We start from the raw sequence: 18,039 nt of genomic DNA, 5'->3' as shown, positions 1-18,039 counted from the left end.
AACAATATCCCCATTATTTGGAAAAAAGGCGCGGCGAAGCCGCGCCTTTTTTCCAAATAATGGGGATATTGTTTCTCAGAAATCTCCTTAATACACAGGCCTGTCTAACATTGCTGTAAACCAGGCACATCACTTATTTTTGGCACCCGTCCTTACCATCGATGGCGATCGCCCCCATTCACCGCCGATAGTAAGAGCGGGTTTGAATGAGCCTTTTAGTTGTGAGGTTGGGATAGGGGCAAAACCCCTTCCTACAGGTGGTTATAGCCATTCCATCCTGAAAGCCTTATCTGGTTTTTCACCTTCAGTTGACACCCAAGCCAGGTCTGCTATATCTAGGCTTGCAATTCCCTTAACCTAACGTCCAAAGGCATTCTATGTTGCGTCCCGTTATCCTCCTGTTTATCTCTAATGTATTCATGACATTTGCCTGGTATGGGCATTTGAAGGATCTCAGGAGCGCGCCGCTGTGGATTGCGATCGCCAGCAGTTGGGCGATCGCCTTTTTCGAATACTGTTTCCAGGTGCCTGCCAATCGATTGGGTAACCAATACTTCAGCTTGCCGCAACTCAAAGTAATGCAAGAAGTGATTACGATGATTGTCTTTGCCGGGTTTAGCGTCAGCTACATGAAAGTTCCAGTCACACGCAATTATTTCTTTGCGGCAATGTTGCTGGCTGGGGCAGCCTATTTGATCTTCAGCGAGAAGCCCCAATCATAATCATGACAAATCCCAAAAGACGACCTGCTGCACAATGTGCAGCAGGTCGTCTTTTTTTATTCGTTAACGACTGGCAGGTACTTCCACAGCCTCTACCTCTGGTTCAATCGGCTCGTAATTCGCCAATTGAGCCTCAATCTCCCGAAGTACAATTTGTCGATAATCGAGAAAATGCTCCAGGTGGGCACAGTTGGTCAGGTAGTATTCAAACGCACTGGGGTTTTGGCGCAGGATAGAGAATAGCTGCTGCCAGAACTGCCAGCGAGTGTTGCGCTTGAGCCCCTGTCGCCAGCAGATGAGGGCGATCGCCCGCAAATCTGCAAACTCTGGCAGGGGCACCTTTTTCTTACGCGATTCCACCTTCATGTTGATAAAGTGACGGTAGACCCGTGCCAGATAGCGATGGGGATCATAGAGTTCCCAAAAGCAACGGGCATATTCCTCAGCAATTTCTTCAACAGGTCGCGTGGGAACGAAGTTGATCAAGGTTGTTTGGTGAATGTTGGCTTCTTCTTTGTCACTCAACAATCGCCCTTCTTTTTGCAGTCGTTCCGACAGAGCTGTGTTAGGTAGCGCTTGCAGCATGCTGAAAAAAGCCTGGGGAATGGCAGTGGTTTCAACAAAATCGATGATGCGATCGCCCGCTCCCGATTTTTCCCCGTCAAAGCCAATGATGAACCCGGCCATCACCCGCAGACCTGCCTGATTAATAGTTTGAACTGCTTCCACTAATGGATTACGGGTATTTTGAAACTTTTGCGTCAGGGATAAACTGTCGGTATCAGGAGTTTCAATGCCCAGGAAAACGGCATTGAAATTAGCTGTCACCATCAAATCCAGTAATTCCTGATCTTGTGCCAGATCAACGGATGCCTCGGTAACAAAGGTGAAGGGGTAATCCCGTTCCTCCATCCAGGGAATTAATTCTTGCAGCAATAGCTTGACGTTCCGCTTGTTGCCGATGAAGTTGTCATCGACCACAAAGACCGATCGCCGCCAACCCAGGTCATACAAGGCTTGCAATTCTGCCAGCAATTGAGCTGGAGTTTTCGTGCGGGGCTTGCGGCCATACAGCACAATGATGTCGCAGAATTCGCACTGGTAGGGGCACCCGCGCGAAAACTGAACCGACATGTCACTGTAGGCATTCAGATCCAGCAGGTCAAAGCGAGGGATAGGGGTTGTCGTCACGTCGGGCTTTTCCCCATTGGATCGGAAAATGCCAGATGTTTCGCCGCGCTCCAAGGCTTCGACAAAGAGCGGCAAAGTAATTTCTCCTTCATCCAACACTAGAAAGTCGGCACCTGCTTCCTGGGCCACCTCGGGGACGGACGTGACGTAAGGCCCACCCACGGCAACGGGTTTCCGCTTCCGCTTGGCCAACTCAATCAGAAACACCATGTCCTCTTTCTGCACGATCATGCCGGAAATAATCACCAGATCGGCCCAGGACCAGTCAGCTCCGGTTTCATACTTCACATTGCGATCTACCAGACGAAATTCCCAGGATTGGGGCAGAATCGCGGCAACGGTCGTCAAACTCAACGGTGGTAAAGATACTTTCCGCCCGATTAGTTCCAGGGTTTTATCAAATGACCAGAAGGACTTAGGAAATAGAGGATACAGTAACAAAACGCGCATAGACCTAGCTCTGCCCTATAGACGGAGGTTAACCGTTGCTAATTTAAGAGAGTATTGGAGAAGGGTTAAGGACGGTTGATTTAGCTCGGCGCACCCTAAAATCACTTTTCAAGCAATCACTGATCTGAAATTGCCTTGTCAAGTGAGCATTATAACAGCCTTAACTGAACAGGATTTTGCTGTAGCGCCGCGTAATTCAGGCACTCGATTCTTGAGCTGGCAGAGTTTTATGGGAACCCTGGCAGTTCTGCCCCGTCTACAACTGTATTTGGTCCGCTAGAAATCTCAAATGTTTTTGCTGAAACCCTTAATTTTGCATACGCCTTCAAAGCTGTGGGAATCCTTCATACAGCGTTTTTCAAGCGCTTAAAACCTGGTTGTTTTTGTGAGAGCCGCGCTCCGCGCGGCTCTCACAAAAACAACTGTGTCTGACTCAAGCGCAAGGCGCTGTAGTTTGTGAGTAATAGAGTGGGCTTTGCTCATTCTATTACTCGCAAACTATTTCACAACTCAAATAGGAACGCTATATTCATTCAGAATACTGAGTTAATAAATTATCGTTTGGGATGATGTGAAATGTTCTTAGCAAATGCGGTATGTAGTGGTGTTTATAGTGTTGGTTGTTTGTTAGGGGTTGCACAACCAACGACCCCGCAACCCGATATTCAACTACAAACGACGTTATGGGTGAATAAATCTAATTCTCAAGTTCCGTGGAACCTGGCGCAGGTTGAGTTTGAATCGGCAGAATCTTATTTTGAAGAAGGGGTTTTATTCCATAGAGATGGCCAGTTTGAGCAGGCTATTCAGTCTTATCAGAATGCCACTCGTGTTGATCCAACATTTGATGATGCTTACATCAACTTAGGGCTGGCCTACATTCAAATCAATCAACTGGATGATGCCGTTAATGTATTTCATCAAGTTTTAGAGCTTCCTGAACGTGTAGAGGCACCCGCCAGCAACTACACACTTGCTCACTACAACCTGGCAATCATTTTTAGCCGACAGGGTAAAATGGATGAAGCCCTGGCAGAAGTTCAACAAGCGTTAGCCATTACACCCACTTTTGGGAGAGCTCAACAATTACAGCAGCAGCTTCAATCCCAGGAGCTTCGTTAACCTCAGTTTGGGTTAGGGGCGTTTTCGAGGCCGAGGCAACCATGACTGAGTTACAGCGCTTTTCAAGCATTTAAAATCTGGTTGTTTTTGTGAGAGCCGCGCGGAGCACTGCTCCCGCAAAAACAACTGTGGCTGATCCAAGCGCAAAGCGCTGTAAGAAACTTGCTGTCTAAATAAAACTTCAGAGAAGGGGGTGCGGGTGACGCTCGCACCCCCTTCTCTGAAGTTTTATTTCTTTATCTTGCGTTAACACTCATTTCAATTCCAGGCTTCCGTAAAAGTCGCTACTAAGATTGGAGTGATTAGGTAGGAATTTCAACCCAAATAGGGATGTTATATTGGATTTCTTTCGTATTAGGTGGCGCATTCGTTCTCATGGCCATCCTGGGGGGCCTTGATGGGGCCGATCTGGCAGATGGGCACTTTGAGTTCGAGGTTCCTACAGATGCTGATAGCGATCGCGACCTGGAATTCACTGATCCAGGCGATCGCCCCTCTCCATCTCTGTTTGCGCGAGCCCAGCGTAGCTCACCCCTGAGCCTGCTCACCAGCTTTAAGTTCTGGACGTTTGGCCTGTGCTTCTTTGGCCTTACCGGCTTGGTGTTGACCAACCTGGGGCTGAACCCTGGGGTAGTCGCGATCGTTGCTGTACTCATGGGGTTACTGTGCGGCTCCATGATGGCGTTGACCCTGCGAGCCCTACGACAACGCTATGCCAGCAGCCTGGTAGAAACCGCTGATTTGGCAGGGCTTGAAGGCACGGTGGAAGTGCCGTTTGATGCCAGTACCCGGGGCAAAGTGCGAGTACGGGTCAAAGGAAGTGTGGTGGACTATATCGCTTATACCAACGACCAGCAGCCACTGGAACGGGGCGATCGCATCCTGGTGATTGGCACTGAAAACAATCGCCTCTGGGTGATTCCAGCAGAGTCATCCGCACCGGATCTAAGCGCGTAATGTTGAGCCGCGCTGTTTGATACCTCTAGATTTTGCAATCCCTGACGCATCATTTCCCAACTCTATAACTTATGAATTTTCAATCTTATACCCTGGCTTCATCGAATACCCCGTCTTCCCAGGTGGAAGGCCTGAGTGACGTCACGCCCATTCAGGCGCAGCAGATGTCGCTGCCGGTTGGTCCCCTGGCTTTGACGGTGCTGGGTGCGTTTTTCCTGGCCTGGTTCATCCAGAACTTCATGAAAATCTGCAACCCCAACGAAATTCTCATTCTGTCAGGCCGCAAACATCGCACGGAAAGTGGGGAAGAGGTAGGCTATCGCGTCATCTTTGGAGGGCGTGTAATAGCCATTCCCATTCTGGAGACGGTGCGCAAGATGGATTTGACGACGATGCCCGTACCTGTGGAGGTGCGGAATGCTTACTCGAAGGGGGGCATTCCGTTGCAGATTCAAGCGATCGCCAATGTCAAAGTTTCCGGTGATCCAGCCGTTGTGGGTAATGCTATTGAGCGTTTTTTGGAGCGCGATCGCTCTGAGATCATCCGTGTAGCGCGGGAAACGTTGGAAGGAAACTTGCGGGGTATCGTGGCAACCCTCACCCCGGAGCAGGTAAATGAAGATCGGTTGCAATTTGCCGAGCAGATTGCCGAAGACGTGGCCCGCGATTTAACCAAGCTGGGCTTGCAATTGGATACCTTAAAAATCCAAAGTGTGGCCGATGATGTAGATTATCTGCGTTCTATCGGGCGCAAACGGATTTCACAAATTATTCGAGATGCTGAAATTGCTGAGGCAGAGGCCATGAGTCAGGCCGACCGTAAGGAAGCGGAGTGTATGCAGCAAGCAGAAGTTGCCAAATCTCAGGCATTGGCAGTGACGCAACAGCGAGCCAATGAGCTGCGCAAGATTAAAGCTGAACTGGAGCAACAGGCCAAATCCGAGGAGGAGCGCACCGTTGCGGCTGCCAAGGAAGCGCGTGCTCGGGCGGAGCAAAAGCTGCAAACTGTCCGGGCTGAGTTAGAACGGTTGCGATTGGAAGCCGATCAGGTCTTACCTGCTGAGGCAGAGCGGGAAGCTAAAACCTTTGAGGCAAAAGGCTCTGCTGCGGCTCTGGCGGAAAATGCTAAGGCGGCTGCGCTGGTGAACGAAATGCTGTCAGATGTATGGCACAGGACGGGTGTGGACGCGTCGGAGTTATTCCTGATTCAGCAAATCGAAATGGTGTTGAAGGAAGCCGCGAAAGTGCCCAACCGACTGCACATGCAACACGTGAATGTAATTGATAGTGGCGATGGCCGAGCGCTAGCCAGTCTGATCAATGGCTACCCAGAGATGGTGCAGCGCTTCCTTGACCAGGTAGAGAAAACCCTTGGTATTAATGTGAGTTTGAACTTGCAGCGCGATCGCTACAACGGTAACGGCAATGGCAAATCCTCAGAAGCTGTGGAAGTGAGCGCCATCCGCACCAAATCCTAATGGCTCTGCATTTTCAATGGTTGATTGAGGACGTGCTTCTGCCGCCCAAAATCAATCCCTCAATCATTTTCTAAACAATATTTCCACTTCAAGGAGACCCTCATGGAGGCAATTTTTGCCCTGCTGATGATCCTCGGTGCTGGCACAGGAGCCGGTGCCCTGGTCATCCGCAATTTGTATTACATCTGTCAGCCTAACGAGGTGCTAATTTTTGCAGGCCCAACTCGCCGCCTTTCCGATGATCGGCGTGTCGGTTATCGCCTGGTAAAGGGGGGCAGTAGCGTTCGGATTCCCCTCCTGGAACGGGCGCTGAAGATGGATTTGAGCAACATGATCATCGACCTGAAAGTTTCCAATGCTTACTGTAAGGGGGGCATTCCTCTGACAGTGGAGGGGGTTGCCAACATCAAAATTGCCGGGGAGGAGCCCGCCATTCATAACGCCATCGAGCGGCTATTGGGCAAGACCCGCCAGGAAATTGAACAGATGGCGAAGGAAACTCTAGAGGGCAACTTGCGGGGAGTACTGGCTAGCCTGACACCCGAGCAGGTGAACGAAGACAAGATGGCCTTTGCCCGCAGCTTACTGGATGAGGCTGAGGATGATCTGGTGAAGCTGGGTCTGGTACTGGACACCCTGAAAATTCAGAACATTTCTGATGATGTACGCTATTTGAATTCCATTGGGCGCAAACAACAGGCCGATCTACAACGAGATGCCCGCATTGCGGAAGCAACTGCTAAGGCGGAATCCGCAATTCAAACGGCTGAAAACCAGAAGATCACGTCTCTAAGCCAACTGGAACGTGACATGGGGATTGCCCGCGCCGAGGCCGAACGCCGCATCACGGATGCGCTCACCAAGCGTGACGCAGTAATTGCCGAGGCTGAAGCCGAAATCGCAGCCGAACTGGCCCGTATTCAAGCAGAAGTGCCCGTGCAGCAGGAGCGGATCAAGCAGGTGGAGCAACAGCTTCAGGCAGATGTCATCGCCCCGGCAGAGGCAGATTGTAAGCAGGCTATCGCCCGTGCCCAGGGGGAAGCCGCTCGTATCATTGAGGATGGTAAGGCCCGTGTCGAAGGTAGCTTGCGTCTGGCCGAATCCTGGAAATCCGCTGGAGACAATGCCCGTGATATTTTCTTGCTACAGCGATTGGAACCCCTGCTGCAAATTCTCACGGATGCCATTCCTGAAGTGCATGTGGAAAATGTCACGGTTGTGGATGGCAAAAATGGCACCTCAGCGACCAAAATTGCGTCATTTGTTGAACAACTCCGTCAAACGACCGGCATTGACTTGAGTACGGCAGTGCAGAATTTGACAGAGGGGCGATCGCTTAATACCCTTGACCTGCCGGGACTGACAGACGGCAAGGAAAGTTAAATTGCGAGGGTGGGAGCAAGCTTGTATTGGGTCCCACAAGAATTTTCATCGGCAGACACTCTTTAAGTGGAAGAGGCGTAGCGCTATGCGCTACGCCTCTTCCACTTAAGCCTTTGAAGGCAAAAGTAGAGTAATTTTTCAGAAAGATGCAAGAGAAATGAAATTAATTTGTAACTTAAGTGGGCGTAATTGAATATAAAATCCCAAAAAGCTAGGCTGCTTACAAAGTGGATAGCACAGCTTTTGGAATTTTATATTCAATTGAGTTGGTATTTTCAGGTCTTGCACCAGAGCCCGGAAGTCCTATTTTTCGTACGTTTTGCGCACAAAAAATAGGACTTTCGGGATTTGATTTTAGAAAGGGTTGAGCGATCGCCCTCCATGCCAGGAAATCTACCCTTGGATTGGTTTATTGAAGTTATCTCCAGAACTATGATGAATGTCGCTATTTTTATCTGAGTAGTTTTATTTCACTGGTCACAAATTACGACTGTTGCTTATTAGGCAGAGTTTATCCTTCACTCCTGGGCTGATTAACTTCTATGGAAACGCTCTCATTTCAAGAGCCAATCGTCACCTTTGTTTTGCTACTGGCCGTTATTTTAATATTGCCTCCCATCTTCGAACGCATGCGACTTCCGGGGCTGGTAGGTCTTCTGCTGGCCGGGGTTGTTTTGGGTTCAAGTGGCTTTAACCTGCTCAGCAAAGAGTCCGAAACGATGGGGTTGCTCTCAGACATTGGGAAGATTTACCTGATGTTTGTGGCGGGTTTAGAAATTGATTTATCGCAATTTCAACGCACTAAAAACCGTTCTTTGGGCTTTGGCTTTTCCACCTTCATCTTTCCATTCATCGCGGGAACGCTAATTGGTTTGGCATTCAATTCTGGTTGGTTAGCCTCCATCTTAATTGGGTCTTTGCTAGCGTCCCATACCCTATTGGCATACCCGATTGTGCGACGCCTAGGGGTAGTGAATAACGAAGCCGTTACGGTAACCATTGGAGCCACAATCTTTACAGATATATCGGCTCTACTAGTTCTGGCAATTTGTGTCGGAATTAGTAAAGGAGACTTTACCCTGACCCGATTGCTCTTTTTATTAGGTTCCCTGGCCGTCTATACCGTGGCAACGGTTTTTGGTCTCGATCGCCTGGGCAAACAATTCTTCCGCAAGTCCAGAGATGACCAGGGAAATCAATTTCTATTTGTTCTGCTGGCTGTCTTTCTAGCTTCGGTATGCGCTCAGCTTATTGGAGTTGAGCCAATTGTCGGGGCCTTCTTAGCAGGTCTATCGGTGAATGGGGTTTTGGGAGATAGCCCCGTCAAAGAAAAGGTCGAGTTTATTGGTTCTGTGCTCTTTATCCCTATGTTCTTTGTGGGGATGGGATTGTTACTCGATGTAGGAGCATTCTTTGAAAGCCTCAGTTCCATCGGCCTTTCACTCACCATTGTATTAGGGTTGATTGTCAGCAAGTTTATAGCGGCCTTTGCTGTTAAACCGTTGTATCACTACAACTGGCATCAAACCCTAACAATGTGGTCCCTCTCTATGCCCCAGGTAGCCGCAACTTTGGCGGCGGCTCAAGTCGGTTATGAGCACGAAATTATCAAGGAAACCGTGTTCAACAGCGTTGTCTTGATGATGTTGATCACATCAATTCTAGGGCCACTGATTACATCGCGTTCGGCTCCACAGTTGGTGGAGAGCAGCAATCGCTTCACTCCTCCTACGGCCCCTTCCTCTGCTCTAGAACACACCTTATCTCCCGAAACTTATACAGCGGTTGTCCCCGTTAACAACCCCAAAAACGAACGGTTTCTTTTAGAAATTGCGACCTTACTAGCCCGCCACGAAGGGGGACGCATTGTTCCCTTATCCATTGCCTTATCTCAATCCCGAATGGATTCTCCTTTATTGGATCAGTCGATCGAACGCAGTAAGAAACTGCTGGCAGAAGCCAACGAAGCGAGCCGCGAGTTGGGAATTGAGACGGAGCCAGTACTGCGCATTACCTCTGATATTGCTGCGGGTATTTGTGAGGCAGCGCGTGAACAGGATGCCAGTGTCATTGTGTTGGGGATGAGCGAATATATTGGCATTCGCTCTCGCCTTTTTGGCAACATTACCGACAAGGTTCTGTGGGCAGCGCACTGTCGTGTTGCGATTATCCGCTTGCTGGAATCTCCCTTTGCCATGCAACGGGTTCTTGTTCCCGTTGAAGACTTTAATACGTCCATTTTGAGACCGGTTCGTATTGCCCAAATTATTGCCTCTGAAACTGGGGCAAAGGTAACGCTACTGCACATTCACGATCGCTCCTTCTCCCCCACCCGTAAGAACTGGGTACGAGAACAACTTGCTACCTTGCGTTCCCAATACTTTCCTAATGATGCAGAGGTAGAAATTAAAGTGGAGGATTCTGATCGCATCTCCACAGGCATTCTTCGCGAAGCAAGTACCCATGATTTGGTGGTGCTGCGATCGCACCGTCGCCGTGTTGGAGCTGATGGCCTTGCAATGAGTGATGAAACGACACCGTTGCTGCAACGGATCAAGTGTTCAATCATCCTTGTAGGAGAAACACACGGAGCGTCTGCTACACCCCTTTGGTAAAAGAAGCGTGTTCTCACTGAGCGCGCTTTAAAGCTGATTGAAAGGGTTATTTTTTCGTGCACAAAGCGCACGAAAAAATAACCCTATGTGAATCAATGAACAACCTGGCCGTTCAACAATTCGCACAGGAAGTCTATTAAATATTAGAACCCTGGTATTTCTGAAAACACCAGGGTTCTCGTTTTTTTCCATACTGACGAAATGGCCTAAACGTAACATTTAGAGGGGCTCTGGAATCTCTAATGCTAAACCAGCAACACTCACTTGCTCAACCACAGGAACTTGCCCAAGCCATTGTTCTGAAATCTGGGCAAACGTAGTGGGTTGGCCGCTCACATAGAAGCGGCTTTGTTGGGTCAAGGAGGGGATCGCCTTCCCCTCGCCGGATGTATTCCTGCGCAGTCCCAGAGCATCTAACTCGCGCTCTGCGGCCTTCACCACCGAAACTGCTGGATCTACCAGACGCACTGTGGGTGGCAGAATCTTTTTCAACACAGGGGCCAGATGGGGATAGTGGGTGCAACCGTAGATTAGCGTATCAATGCCCTGCTCCAGGAGAGGAGCAAGGTAGCGCCGGGCCACTTGTTCTGTGTAAGGGTCGTGGATGCGATTCTGCTCAATCAATGGAACAAATTCAGGGCATCCTACCTGCCATACCTGAGCCGTTGAATCAATTTCTTCGATGGCGCGACAGTAGGCATTGCTGGCCGCAGTAGCAGGAGTTGCAATGACGCCAATGCGCTTTCCGGTCTGCACAGCGGCTTGAGCTCCCGGCAAAATTACCCCCAACACCGGCATGGGAAACTCGGGCTGTACCGCCTCCAGCACCAGGGCTGAACTGGTATTACAGGCCATAATGACCATTTTGACGCCCTGACTCTGCATCCAGGTCAGAATTTCCCTCACAAATTGCAGAATTTCGGCTTCGCTACGGGTGCCATAAGGCACCCGGGCGGTGTCTCCAAAATACACCGTAGACTCGTGAGGTAACTGACGGTAGACCTCACGCAGCACGGTCAGACCGCCGACGCCACTGTCAAATAGCCCAATCGGGGCGTGGGTGGCGTCAGGGCGGGGAGAGAGAGCAGAATAGGGCGAAGCAGAGACGCTGGACAGGTTAGGACGATACGAGTTCGGGTTCGGGCGATCAATCACGGGCACACCACACTAGGATTAGTAGTTTTGTGATAAATATTGCAGGATTCCTCGTGCAATGGCTACCGACATTTGCGATCGCCAGTCTGAATCTGCCAAAAGAGGTGCATCATGTGCCCCAGTCACAAAACCGATTTCTAACAACACTGCTGGCATCGACGTGTTGCGGATCACGTAGAACCGAGCAGATTTCAGCCCCCGGTCATTAAACCCTGAGAACTGAATCATGCTGTCATGGATAACTCGTCCCAGCCGCGCTCCTTCGGGGGAAGCATAGAAGGTTTCGATGCCATTCACTTCAGGGCGAGACAGGCTGATGGAGTTAGCATGGATGCTGACAAAGATGTTGGCATTAGAATTTTCAGCAATTTGTACACGGGGTTCCAGGTCAATGTCTGTATCTCCCTGCCGGGTCATCACAACCCGTACACCTTGCTGTTCTAATATTTGAGCCACTTTCAGCCCCACATCCAGCACGACGTCTTCTTCTTCGAGGCCACCCCTTCCCACAGCACCAGGGTCATACCCCCCATGCCCCGGATCAAGTACCACCGTCAGGCCGCTACGGACTTCCGGCAAACCTCCGGCAGAAGGAGGATTCGGACGACTGGGCGTGTTTTGGCGCTGCAACTCCAGGGCGAGCAACTGTTGAGACACCAGATTAGCTTCACCAATCTGGACATTAGCAGCCGGTTCAACCTGAATCACAACCGATTGGTCGGTCTCCTGCCGTAGGCGCACCCGACGCAGAGGGCTATTCCGGTCTAACTGCGGATCGGGGATGCTGTCGGCCAGACGAGCCGACGGAATGATGATGTTGAAGGCTCCAGTGGAGCGATCGCGCTCCGTCCGATACCTAAACGGTTGATTGGTGCGAATCAACAACCGTTGACCGCTACGATCCAACTCTACCGATTCAACCTGGGTAACTTGGGTTTGGGTCGGAGGCTGGGTGGGTGGACGAGTAGGCGGCGAGGGTTGAGTCGGAGGTTGGGTCGATGGGGGTGTTGTCGCGACAGGAGTACGGCTAGTGACAACGCGATCGCCCGACAATCGGTTCCGAATCAGTGTAATGCCATTGGGTGCAACACTGGCAACCCAGTTGATATCCTCATCCTCTAAGTTGAGGGTAATACGCGCGCGATCGCGCCGTCGTTGATTCAGTTCAATGCTCTCGACGCCGCTGCTATTAACCTGCAGGGTGCGATCATCTAAATTTGAGGCCAGGCGGGCATCTCGCAGGTCAATACGCAGTTCGTCGCGATCGCGGTTCCGATCCAGACTGACTCGAGGGGTGCCCCCCGTGGTGCGAATAAAGAACCCATCTGTCACCGTCTGAATATCCTGGATCTGAGCCACCCCTGAGCTTCCCGGTGGCGTGTTTTCAGAAGGTGTCGGGGAGGGACGAGGGTTACTGGGAGGCTGCGTTGGGTTTTGGCTCAGTTGAGGTGTCGGTAACTGAATTGACCACTCTGTAGGGGTCGCCCCCCGAATCACAATTTGCTCGGGATTGAGGGTGTAACCAGGGCTCAGTTCAACGACGATCCGAGTGGTACTGGCATCAAACTGCCCCACTCGTACTTCTCGAACGGCACCACTAACAGATTGCCTCAGGGTCGATTGCCCGAGTTGAATACCAGGCAGGTCAATGACTAATCGGGTTGGGTCTGCGATTAATTGAGCTCTGGGCTGGACGCCCTCATCGGTCACGAGTACGAGCCGATTCTGGTTGGAATCAAATCGCCAGTTCTGCAACGTCCCGGCGTAGGCTGCACTCGTTGAAACTAACAGGGAACCTACAACGCCCACAACACTGGGCACAATCCACTTAAAATTCACAACAAACCTCATCCAAAGTCGATTCGGAAGTCGTTGGGTAGACTCACGTTACGGTCATTCATATTGTTCGTACAGCCTTTCCCAAAATCGGTACAAATTTCGAGATTGAAATCTTGATACCAACTTTTATCTAGATGCAAGAAGGAATTGTTGAGCGAATAATAAAACATGAGTCACTCCCGAAAAAAGACATTCCAGGAATTTTTCTCTACAGCCTTTTGGACGTAGAGACAAACTTAGAAGTTTCAGCCCCCCTGAGTTCTCTTAATTACCAAACCTCCACGCAGTATATAGCAGTCTTCAACGATTCCGTCGGTAAATTTTGGTCATTGCAAAATCGTGGCATTGACAAGGGATAAGTGTTTATTTCTCTAAGAGAGGGCTACTGCGAGGAATTCCTCTTATCTCAAATGGACGGACTTTCGATTTTTGCAAGCTGAAGCTCCTTTAAAGCCTATCCGAGAACCCATTTGGCAAGAGGCTGGGTGCGTACACCCCACCTTCCTCAAATGGGTTCTCGGCCTCAAACCTGCACAAGCCTTAAACAAATTTGTCAAGTATAGAGTATGAAATGCAGCAATTCTCAGTATGGGCCTCAAAGCCAAGAGTTCACGCCCGTAGGGCGTGAACTCTTGGCTTTGAGGCCCGAAGACCGCGCGCCTTTGGCGCGCGGTCTTCGGGCCTGATTTCAAAATGAGAATTGCTGTATGAAATGGCAGATGTAGTAAAGTTCTACTCGCTAGTTGGTAAGTCCTGTGACATGCCAAAAGGGCTTTAGCTTGCAAGATGACAACAAGCTTATGTTTCATCTATGTTCTATGAGACATAAAACCACCGCACGCCATATATAGCCTTACGTCATCTGGTTAGGACGTTTAGTTTTTCCAAAAACTAAACGTCCTGGTTCTGAACATATAGCGCTATCACACTACAAATTCTTACTTAGGAAGGCATCTCGCCTATCCGGAACCGAATAGATAGATACCTTCCCACCACACACAATAGCTTCAGTTGTGAGTTGCCATTGCAGTGTGTATTCCTCAGCTTTTTTCCTGAGCGACTTCTTCTAAGGCAGCCTGATCGGCGTCTGGGGTGTCTTCTTTACCAGTTAATTGGAAAACAACCCGAAGTAAGGCCGGAGCCAGGAAGGTGGTCAGGATTACCATCACAATAATGCCAGCTTCCAGGGACTTGGACAGGATACCAGTGGCAGAACCGACCCCGACAAATACCAGACCAACCTCACCTCGTGGTATCATCCCTACCCCGATCGCCAGCCGGTTGATCTTCTCCTGGCCAAACACCACAAATCCGGTCACCAGTTTACCGATGATGGCCACGACCACCAGAAACGCTGCCACAATCAGCCCTTCGCGATTGCTCGGCTCAAACGGATTCAATACACTCACATCCGTTCGGGCACCCACTGTCACAAAGAAAATTGGCACCAGCATATCGGCAATGGGAATGATTTGCTCCTCCAGCTCCTCGCGCTTGGTCGTTTCTGCCAAAATAAGGCCCGCTGCGAAGGCTCCCAGAATGGCCTCCAGCTGAATGACGGCCCCAATATACGACAGGATGAAGGTGAAAATCAGCGAAGCAATAAGCACCTGACCGCGAGTCTTGAGTTGGTCAACCAGAGCTACAAAGTAGGGGCTCAGCAGACGACCCAGCAAGATGGAGCCAATCAGGAAAACTCCAGCTCCCACAATCAGATAAACGACCCGAATGATTTCAATTTCACCCGTCTTAGCCAGGCTAGCAACGACGGCTAGCACAATAATGCCGAGCACATCATCGAGGACAGCCGCCCCAATAATGATTTGACCTTCGCGGGAACTGAGTTGTTGCAGCTCGGAAAGCACCTTAGCCGTAATACCAATGCTCGTGGCCGTCAGGGCTGCCCCAGCAAACACCGCCGGAATGGTCGGCACATGAAATAAAGCGGTCAGGCCAATGGTCCCCAAGGCAAAGGGCATGACAACCCCCACCACGGCAACGACAGCGGCCTGAGGCCCCACGCGAATTAATTCTTTCAGATCGGATTCCAACCCGATCTCGAACAGGAGAATAATGACTCCTAGTTCTGCCAGAATGTTCAGCACCTCCGACTCTGCTTGAAATACCGTAGGAGCTGCATCCAGCGATAGCCCACCGGTAGCTTCCAGGAAGCGAATGATGAGGGAACCTGTTTCCCCACCTCCACTCTCTGGAAAGGAGAGGAGTTGCAGGGCTGAGACGCCAACCACGACCCCGCCGACCAGTTCCCCTAAAACAGAGGGCAGGTTAATACGGGCACAGAGTTCTCCCCCAACCTTGGCGGCCAGGTAAACAACTACCAAGCTCAGCAGCACACCGCACAGAACGAGAGGCCCAGTTTCAGCAGCCTCAGGGGTATTAGCCAGTAACCAACTCGATAGCGGTAAACGGAGATGATTGGATCCCAGTAAATCAGAGAATAGGCCCAGAGCTGACATGCGATCGCAAAACTCGTCCGTAATAGCTTAGCGGTTTCTCTCCCTTCTCAGCATATCGAACGGCACAGATCGGTCCGAGTTTTGATCGCGTCACAACTTGTCAAATAAGCCAGAACCTTAATTCACCGTTCAAAGAGACAACAAATTAGGAGATTTCCAGTAATGAAATTACCCCCAGAATGTTGGTGCTTTGCCCGCGAAGCGGGCAAAGCACCAACATTCTGGGTAAATTCTTATGCAGAAACCTCCTTAGGTGTTGCTAAATAGAGCTATGAGGATGTGGAACTACAATTCCACATCCTCATAGCTCTATTTAGCAACGAGGCAAATTGAAATTCTGGCCTGTGTATTGTGATTTAGGAGCGATCGCACCGAATCTCAATTAAAAAACCGTCAGGATCGTAAAAATATATCCCCCGCCCTGTAGGGCGAGAAACGGGACCATGGTCAATCTGTACCTGATGGTGGTGCAAGGCTTCGACAGCCTGATCGAACAGCTCAGGGGCAATATCAAAAGCCAGATGGTTCGCCCGGGTAAACTGCTGGGTCGGGTCAGGGTGGGGAGGCGACAATGCAGGTTCGTAGAATAAATCCAGAATGACGCCATCCGGCGTTATGAAGTTAGCGACCTTTCCCGCAGCGACGAGCTCCTTCAGGGTAGAAGGCACCTCCTCCCCTTCCAGCTCATGCAAGCCCAACACGGTTCCATAGAAGTGCCGGGAGGTTTGCATATCCTGCACGTTCAGGGCAATGTGATGAATGCGCCGCAGCGTCCCTGGCGCAATACCCTGAGCTTGGGGAGAAAGGCTAACGGTCATGAAAGAATCCCTCGCGCGATCGACCAGTATATTACTCGGATCTTAACAAGCGTGGCTTGATAGGAGGTGGGTTGTGGGGTAAACCTGTGGACTACGTCACAACCCATCAAAACGTCAGAGTGAGTTGATAGAGGCGTGTTATGGAGTAAACCTGCGGTTCATCCCACAACCCGTCAAAACGTTGGAGAGAGATGGGCTAAAAGGTGTTTTCTGATGCTAATATGAGAATCACTTCCGCAAAGGCGGTTTTGCCTGAGCAGATGTACTACGCGGACGTAATTCAGTGGTAGAATGTCAGCTTCCCAAGCTGAACGTCGTGGGTTCGAGTCCCATCGTCCGCTTCCTTGTACTGTACAATTTGGAGCTCGCATTGTCAGTGGGGCGCTCTCGGGAGCCGCAGTAGGGGGCGGAGGTAGCAGTCTTTTAGGTGGTCTGGTAGCCGGTGTTGTCGGCGCAGTGGTGGGTACATTGGGCGGAGCGGCAGTGCGATCGCGGCTGGGCAAGGCCTTTGGTCGTGATCTGCCCGCTGCGTTGATCGAAGACGCCATTGCCATCGGTGGGGCGATTTTAGTTGTGGGGCTACTGCAATGAGCCAGTCTTTTGACGTACTGATCATTGGAGCCGGGCAGGCTGGGCCACCGCTGGCCGGGCGGTTGACCGCAGCAGGCATGACTGTGGCGCTGATTGAGAGACATCTGTTTGGTGGTACCTGTGTCAATACGGGCTGCACACCGACGAAAACACTGGTCGCTAGCGCCTATGCGGCTCACTTAGCCCGCCGCGCCGCTGGCTATGGCGTGATAATTCCGGGTGAGATCGGCGTTGATATGAAGCAGGTTAAGGCGCGCGCCGATGCCGTTGTGGCAAACTCTCGAAATAGTGTTGAGACTTGGCTGCGTAGCATGGACCGCTTGAGCGTGTTCCAGGGGCAGGCTCGCTTTGAGGACGTGAATACGCTGCGAGTCGGGAACAATCTCCTCACGGCACCGCAAATTTTTATCAATGTGGGAGGTCGTGCGCGGGTACCTGAGATGCCCGGTATGCGGGAGATCAGTTATCTGACCAACACGTCTATCCTGGCGATGGATTGCCTTCCAGAGCACTTGGTGGTGGTGGGAGGGAGTTATATCGGGCTAGAGTTTGCCCAGATTTTCCGCCGCTTTGGGGCCACTGTAACTGTGGTTGAGAAAGGCCCATGCCTGATTGCCCGCGAGGATGAAGATGTATCTGTCGCGGTTCGGCAAATCCTCGAAGCCGAGGGCGTGCATATTCGCACGAGTGCAGAGTGTATTGCTTTTACCCCCCATCCAGACGGAGTCACGGTGCGTGTTGACTGCATTGAGGGAGCACCGGAGGTAATTGGCAGCCATGTGCTACTGGCGGTTGGACGGCAGCCTAACACCAACGATCTGGGCCTCGATCGCGCTGGCGTTGCCACAGATGCCCACGGCTATATCACAGTCGATGATCAGCTCCGCACCAATGTACCTGGCATTTGGGCCTTGGGCGATTGCAACGGTCGAGGCGCATTTACCCATACGTCTTACAACGATTTTGAGATCGTCGCGGCCAACCTACTGGATGGTGCGGCCAAAAAAGTGAGCGATCGCATCTCTGCCTATGCCCTCTATATTGACCCACCGCTGGGACGTGTGGGGTTGACCGAAGCACAGGCACGTGCATCGGGTCGCCCTCTGCTCATCGGTACAAGACCAATGAGGCGTTGCATAATGAGAATGATGCAGAGTTGAAAATGCTTTATGAATTGTCCTCATTGCACCAGCGACAGAATTGTTAAAAATGGGCATCGCAATGGTAAGCAAAGCTACTTG

General features: G+C 50.9%; 12 protein-coding genes, 1 tRNA gene and 1 pseudogene. 9 read left to right on the top strand and 5 right to left on the bottom strand.

Going from position 1 to position 18,039, the window contains the following annotated elements:
- The first annotated feature begins 377 nt into the window (after positions 1–377).
- Complete coding sequence (locus tag H6F91_RS16020) at positions 378–722, top strand: DMT family protein (protein WP_190773422.1); 345 nt, start codon at positions 378–380, stop codon at positions 720–722.
- A 63-nt stretch (positions 723–785) separates the two neighbouring features.
- On the opposite strand, the gene H6F91_RS16015 is transcribed toward H6F91_RS16020, so the two are convergent.
- On the bottom strand, positions 786–2,363 hold the full coding sequence (locus tag H6F91_RS16015; RefSeq protein WP_190773423.1) for a B12-binding domain-containing radical SAM protein: 1,578 nt from the start codon (positions 2,361–2,363) through the stop codon (positions 786–788).
- Positions 2,364–2,939: 576 nt separating this feature from the next.
- On the opposite strand from H6F91_RS16015, the gene H6F91_RS16010 reads away from it, so the two are divergent.
- From H6F91_RS16010 to H6F91_RS15990, 5 genes are all read left to right on the top strand, one after another.
- Positions 2,940–3,485 carry a tetratricopeptide repeat protein gene (locus tag H6F91_RS16010; RefSeq protein ID WP_190773424.1) on the top strand — a complete coding sequence of 182 codons (546 nt, stop codon included), beginning with the start codon at positions 2,940–2,942 and terminating at the stop codon, positions 3,483–3,485.
- A gap of 375 nt (positions 3,486–3,860) precedes the next feature.
- Entirely contained in the window at positions 3,861–4,442 is a 582-nt protein-coding gene (locus H6F91_RS16005) for an NfeD family protein (protein WP_199307867.1), read from the top strand.
- A gap of 164 nt (positions 4,443–4,606) precedes the next feature.
- Positions 4,607–5,920, top strand: coding sequence for an SPFH domain-containing protein (locus H6F91_RS16000; protein WP_206754945.1), 1,314 nt, complete (start codon positions 4,607–4,609; stop codon positions 5,918–5,920).
- A 102-nt stretch (positions 5,921–6,022) separates the two neighbouring features.
- Positions 6,023–7,303: an SPFH domain-containing protein gene (locus H6F91_RS15995; RefSeq protein WP_190773427.1), complete on the top strand. Its 1,281-nt coding sequence runs from the start codon at positions 6,023–6,025 to the stop codon at positions 7,301–7,303.
- 542 nt (positions 7,304–7,845) lie between these two features.
- Positions 7,846–9,918 carry a cation:proton antiporter gene (locus H6F91_RS15990; RefSeq protein ID WP_190773428.1) on the top strand — a complete coding sequence of 691 codons (2,073 nt, stop codon included), beginning with the start codon at positions 7,846–7,848 and terminating at the stop codon, positions 9,916–9,918.
- 219 nt (positions 9,919–10,137) lie between these two features.
- On the opposite strand, the gene murI is transcribed toward H6F91_RS15990, so the two are convergent.
- The 4 genes from murI to H6F91_RS15970 all read right to left on the bottom strand — a co-directional run bounded on the left by murI (position 10,138) and on the right by H6F91_RS15970 (position 16,207).
- A complete protein-coding gene (gene murI, locus H6F91_RS15985; protein ID WP_190773431.1) occupies positions 10,138–11,034 on the bottom strand; it encodes a glutamate racemase in 897 nt (298 codons plus the stop codon).
- 57 nt (positions 11,035–11,091) lie between these two features.
- A complete protein-coding gene (locus tag H6F91_RS15980) occupies positions 11,092–12,912 on the bottom strand; it encodes an N-acetylmuramoyl-L-alanine amidase (protein ID WP_190773429.1) in 1,821 nt (606 codons plus the stop codon).
- Between the two features lie 1,040 nt (positions 12,913–13,952).
- Positions 13,953–15,389, bottom strand: coding sequence for a cation:proton antiporter (locus H6F91_RS15975; protein ID WP_190773430.1), 1,437 nt, complete (start codon positions 15,387–15,389; stop codon positions 13,953–13,955).
- Between the two features lie 356 nt (positions 15,390–15,745).
- The gene (locus H6F91_RS15970) at positions 15,746–16,207 is read right to left on the bottom strand and encodes a VOC family protein (RefSeq protein ID WP_190771801.1); all 462 of its coding nucleotides are present in this window, start codon (positions 16,205–16,207) and stop codon (positions 15,746–15,748) included.
- A 269-nt stretch (positions 16,208–16,476) separates the two neighbouring features.
- Between H6F91_RS15970 and H6F91_RS15965 the strand changes: the two genes are divergently transcribed.
- From H6F91_RS15965 to H6F91_RS15960, 3 genes and pseudogenes are all read left to right on the top strand, one after another.
- Positions 16,477–16,548 (top strand) — tRNA-Gly (locus tag H6F91_RS15965).
- Positions 16,541–16,798 (top strand): annotated as a pseudogene (locus tag H6F91_RS28575) (DUF4126 domain-containing protein); the annotation flags it as partial. The gene H6F91_RS15965 and the pseudogene H6F91_RS28575, both read left to right, overlap by 8 nt.
- Positions 16,795–17,958: an FAD-containing oxidoreductase gene (locus tag H6F91_RS15960; protein ID WP_242035821.1), complete on the top strand. Its 1,164-nt coding sequence runs from the start codon at positions 16,795–16,797 to the stop codon at positions 17,956–17,958. The pseudogene H6F91_RS28575 and the gene H6F91_RS15960, both read left to right, overlap by 4 nt.
- Positions 17,959–18,039: the final 81 nt, after the last annotated feature.

It is taken from the genome of Leptolyngbya sp. FACHB-8, from assembly GCF_014695575.1.
GTDB lineage: Bacteria > Cyanobacteriota > Cyanobacteriia > Elainellales > Elainellaceae > Vacuolonema.
This window is presented reverse-complemented; position numbering and strand designations above follow the sequence as displayed.

Bases quoted from the DNA above. Each gene is read 5' to 3' on its own strand.
- H6F91_RS16020 (WP_190773422.1), top strand. From the start codon at position 378: ATGTTGCGTCCCGTTATCCTCCTGTTTATCTCTAATGTATTCATGACA.
- H6F91_RS16015 (WP_190773423.1), bottom strand. From the start codon at position 2,363: ATGCGCGTTTTGTTACTGTATCCTCTATTTCCTAAGTCCTTCTGGTCA.
- H6F91_RS16010 (WP_190773424.1), top strand. From the start codon at position 2,940: ATGTTCTTAGCAAATGCGGTATGTAGTGGTGTTTATAGTGTTGGTTGT.
- H6F91_RS16005 (WP_199307867.1), top strand. From the start codon at position 3,861: ATGGCCATCCTGGGGGGCCTTGATGGGGCCGATCTGGCAGATGGGCAC.
- H6F91_RS16000 (WP_206754945.1), top strand. From the start codon at position 4,607: ATGTCGCTGCCGGTTGGTCCCCTGGCTTTGACGGTGCTGGGTGCGTTT.
- H6F91_RS15995 (WP_190773427.1), top strand. From the start codon at position 6,023: ATGGAGGCAATTTTTGCCCTGCTGATGATCCTCGGTGCTGGCACAGGA.
- H6F91_RS15990 (WP_190773428.1), top strand. From the start codon at position 7,846: ATGGAAACGCTCTCATTTCAAGAGCCAATCGTCACCTTTGTTTTGCTA.
- H6F91_RS15975 (WP_190773430.1), bottom strand. From the start codon at position 15,389: ATGTCAGCTCTGGGCCTATTCTCTGATTTACTGGGATCCAATCATCTC.
- H6F91_RS15970 (WP_190771801.1), bottom strand. From the start codon at position 16,207: ATGACCGTTAGCCTTTCTCCCCAAGCTCAGGGTATTGCGCCAGGGACG.
- H6F91_RS15960 (WP_242035821.1), top strand. From the start codon at position 16,795: ATGAGCCAGTCTTTTGACGTACTGATCATTGGAGCCGGGCAGGCTGGG.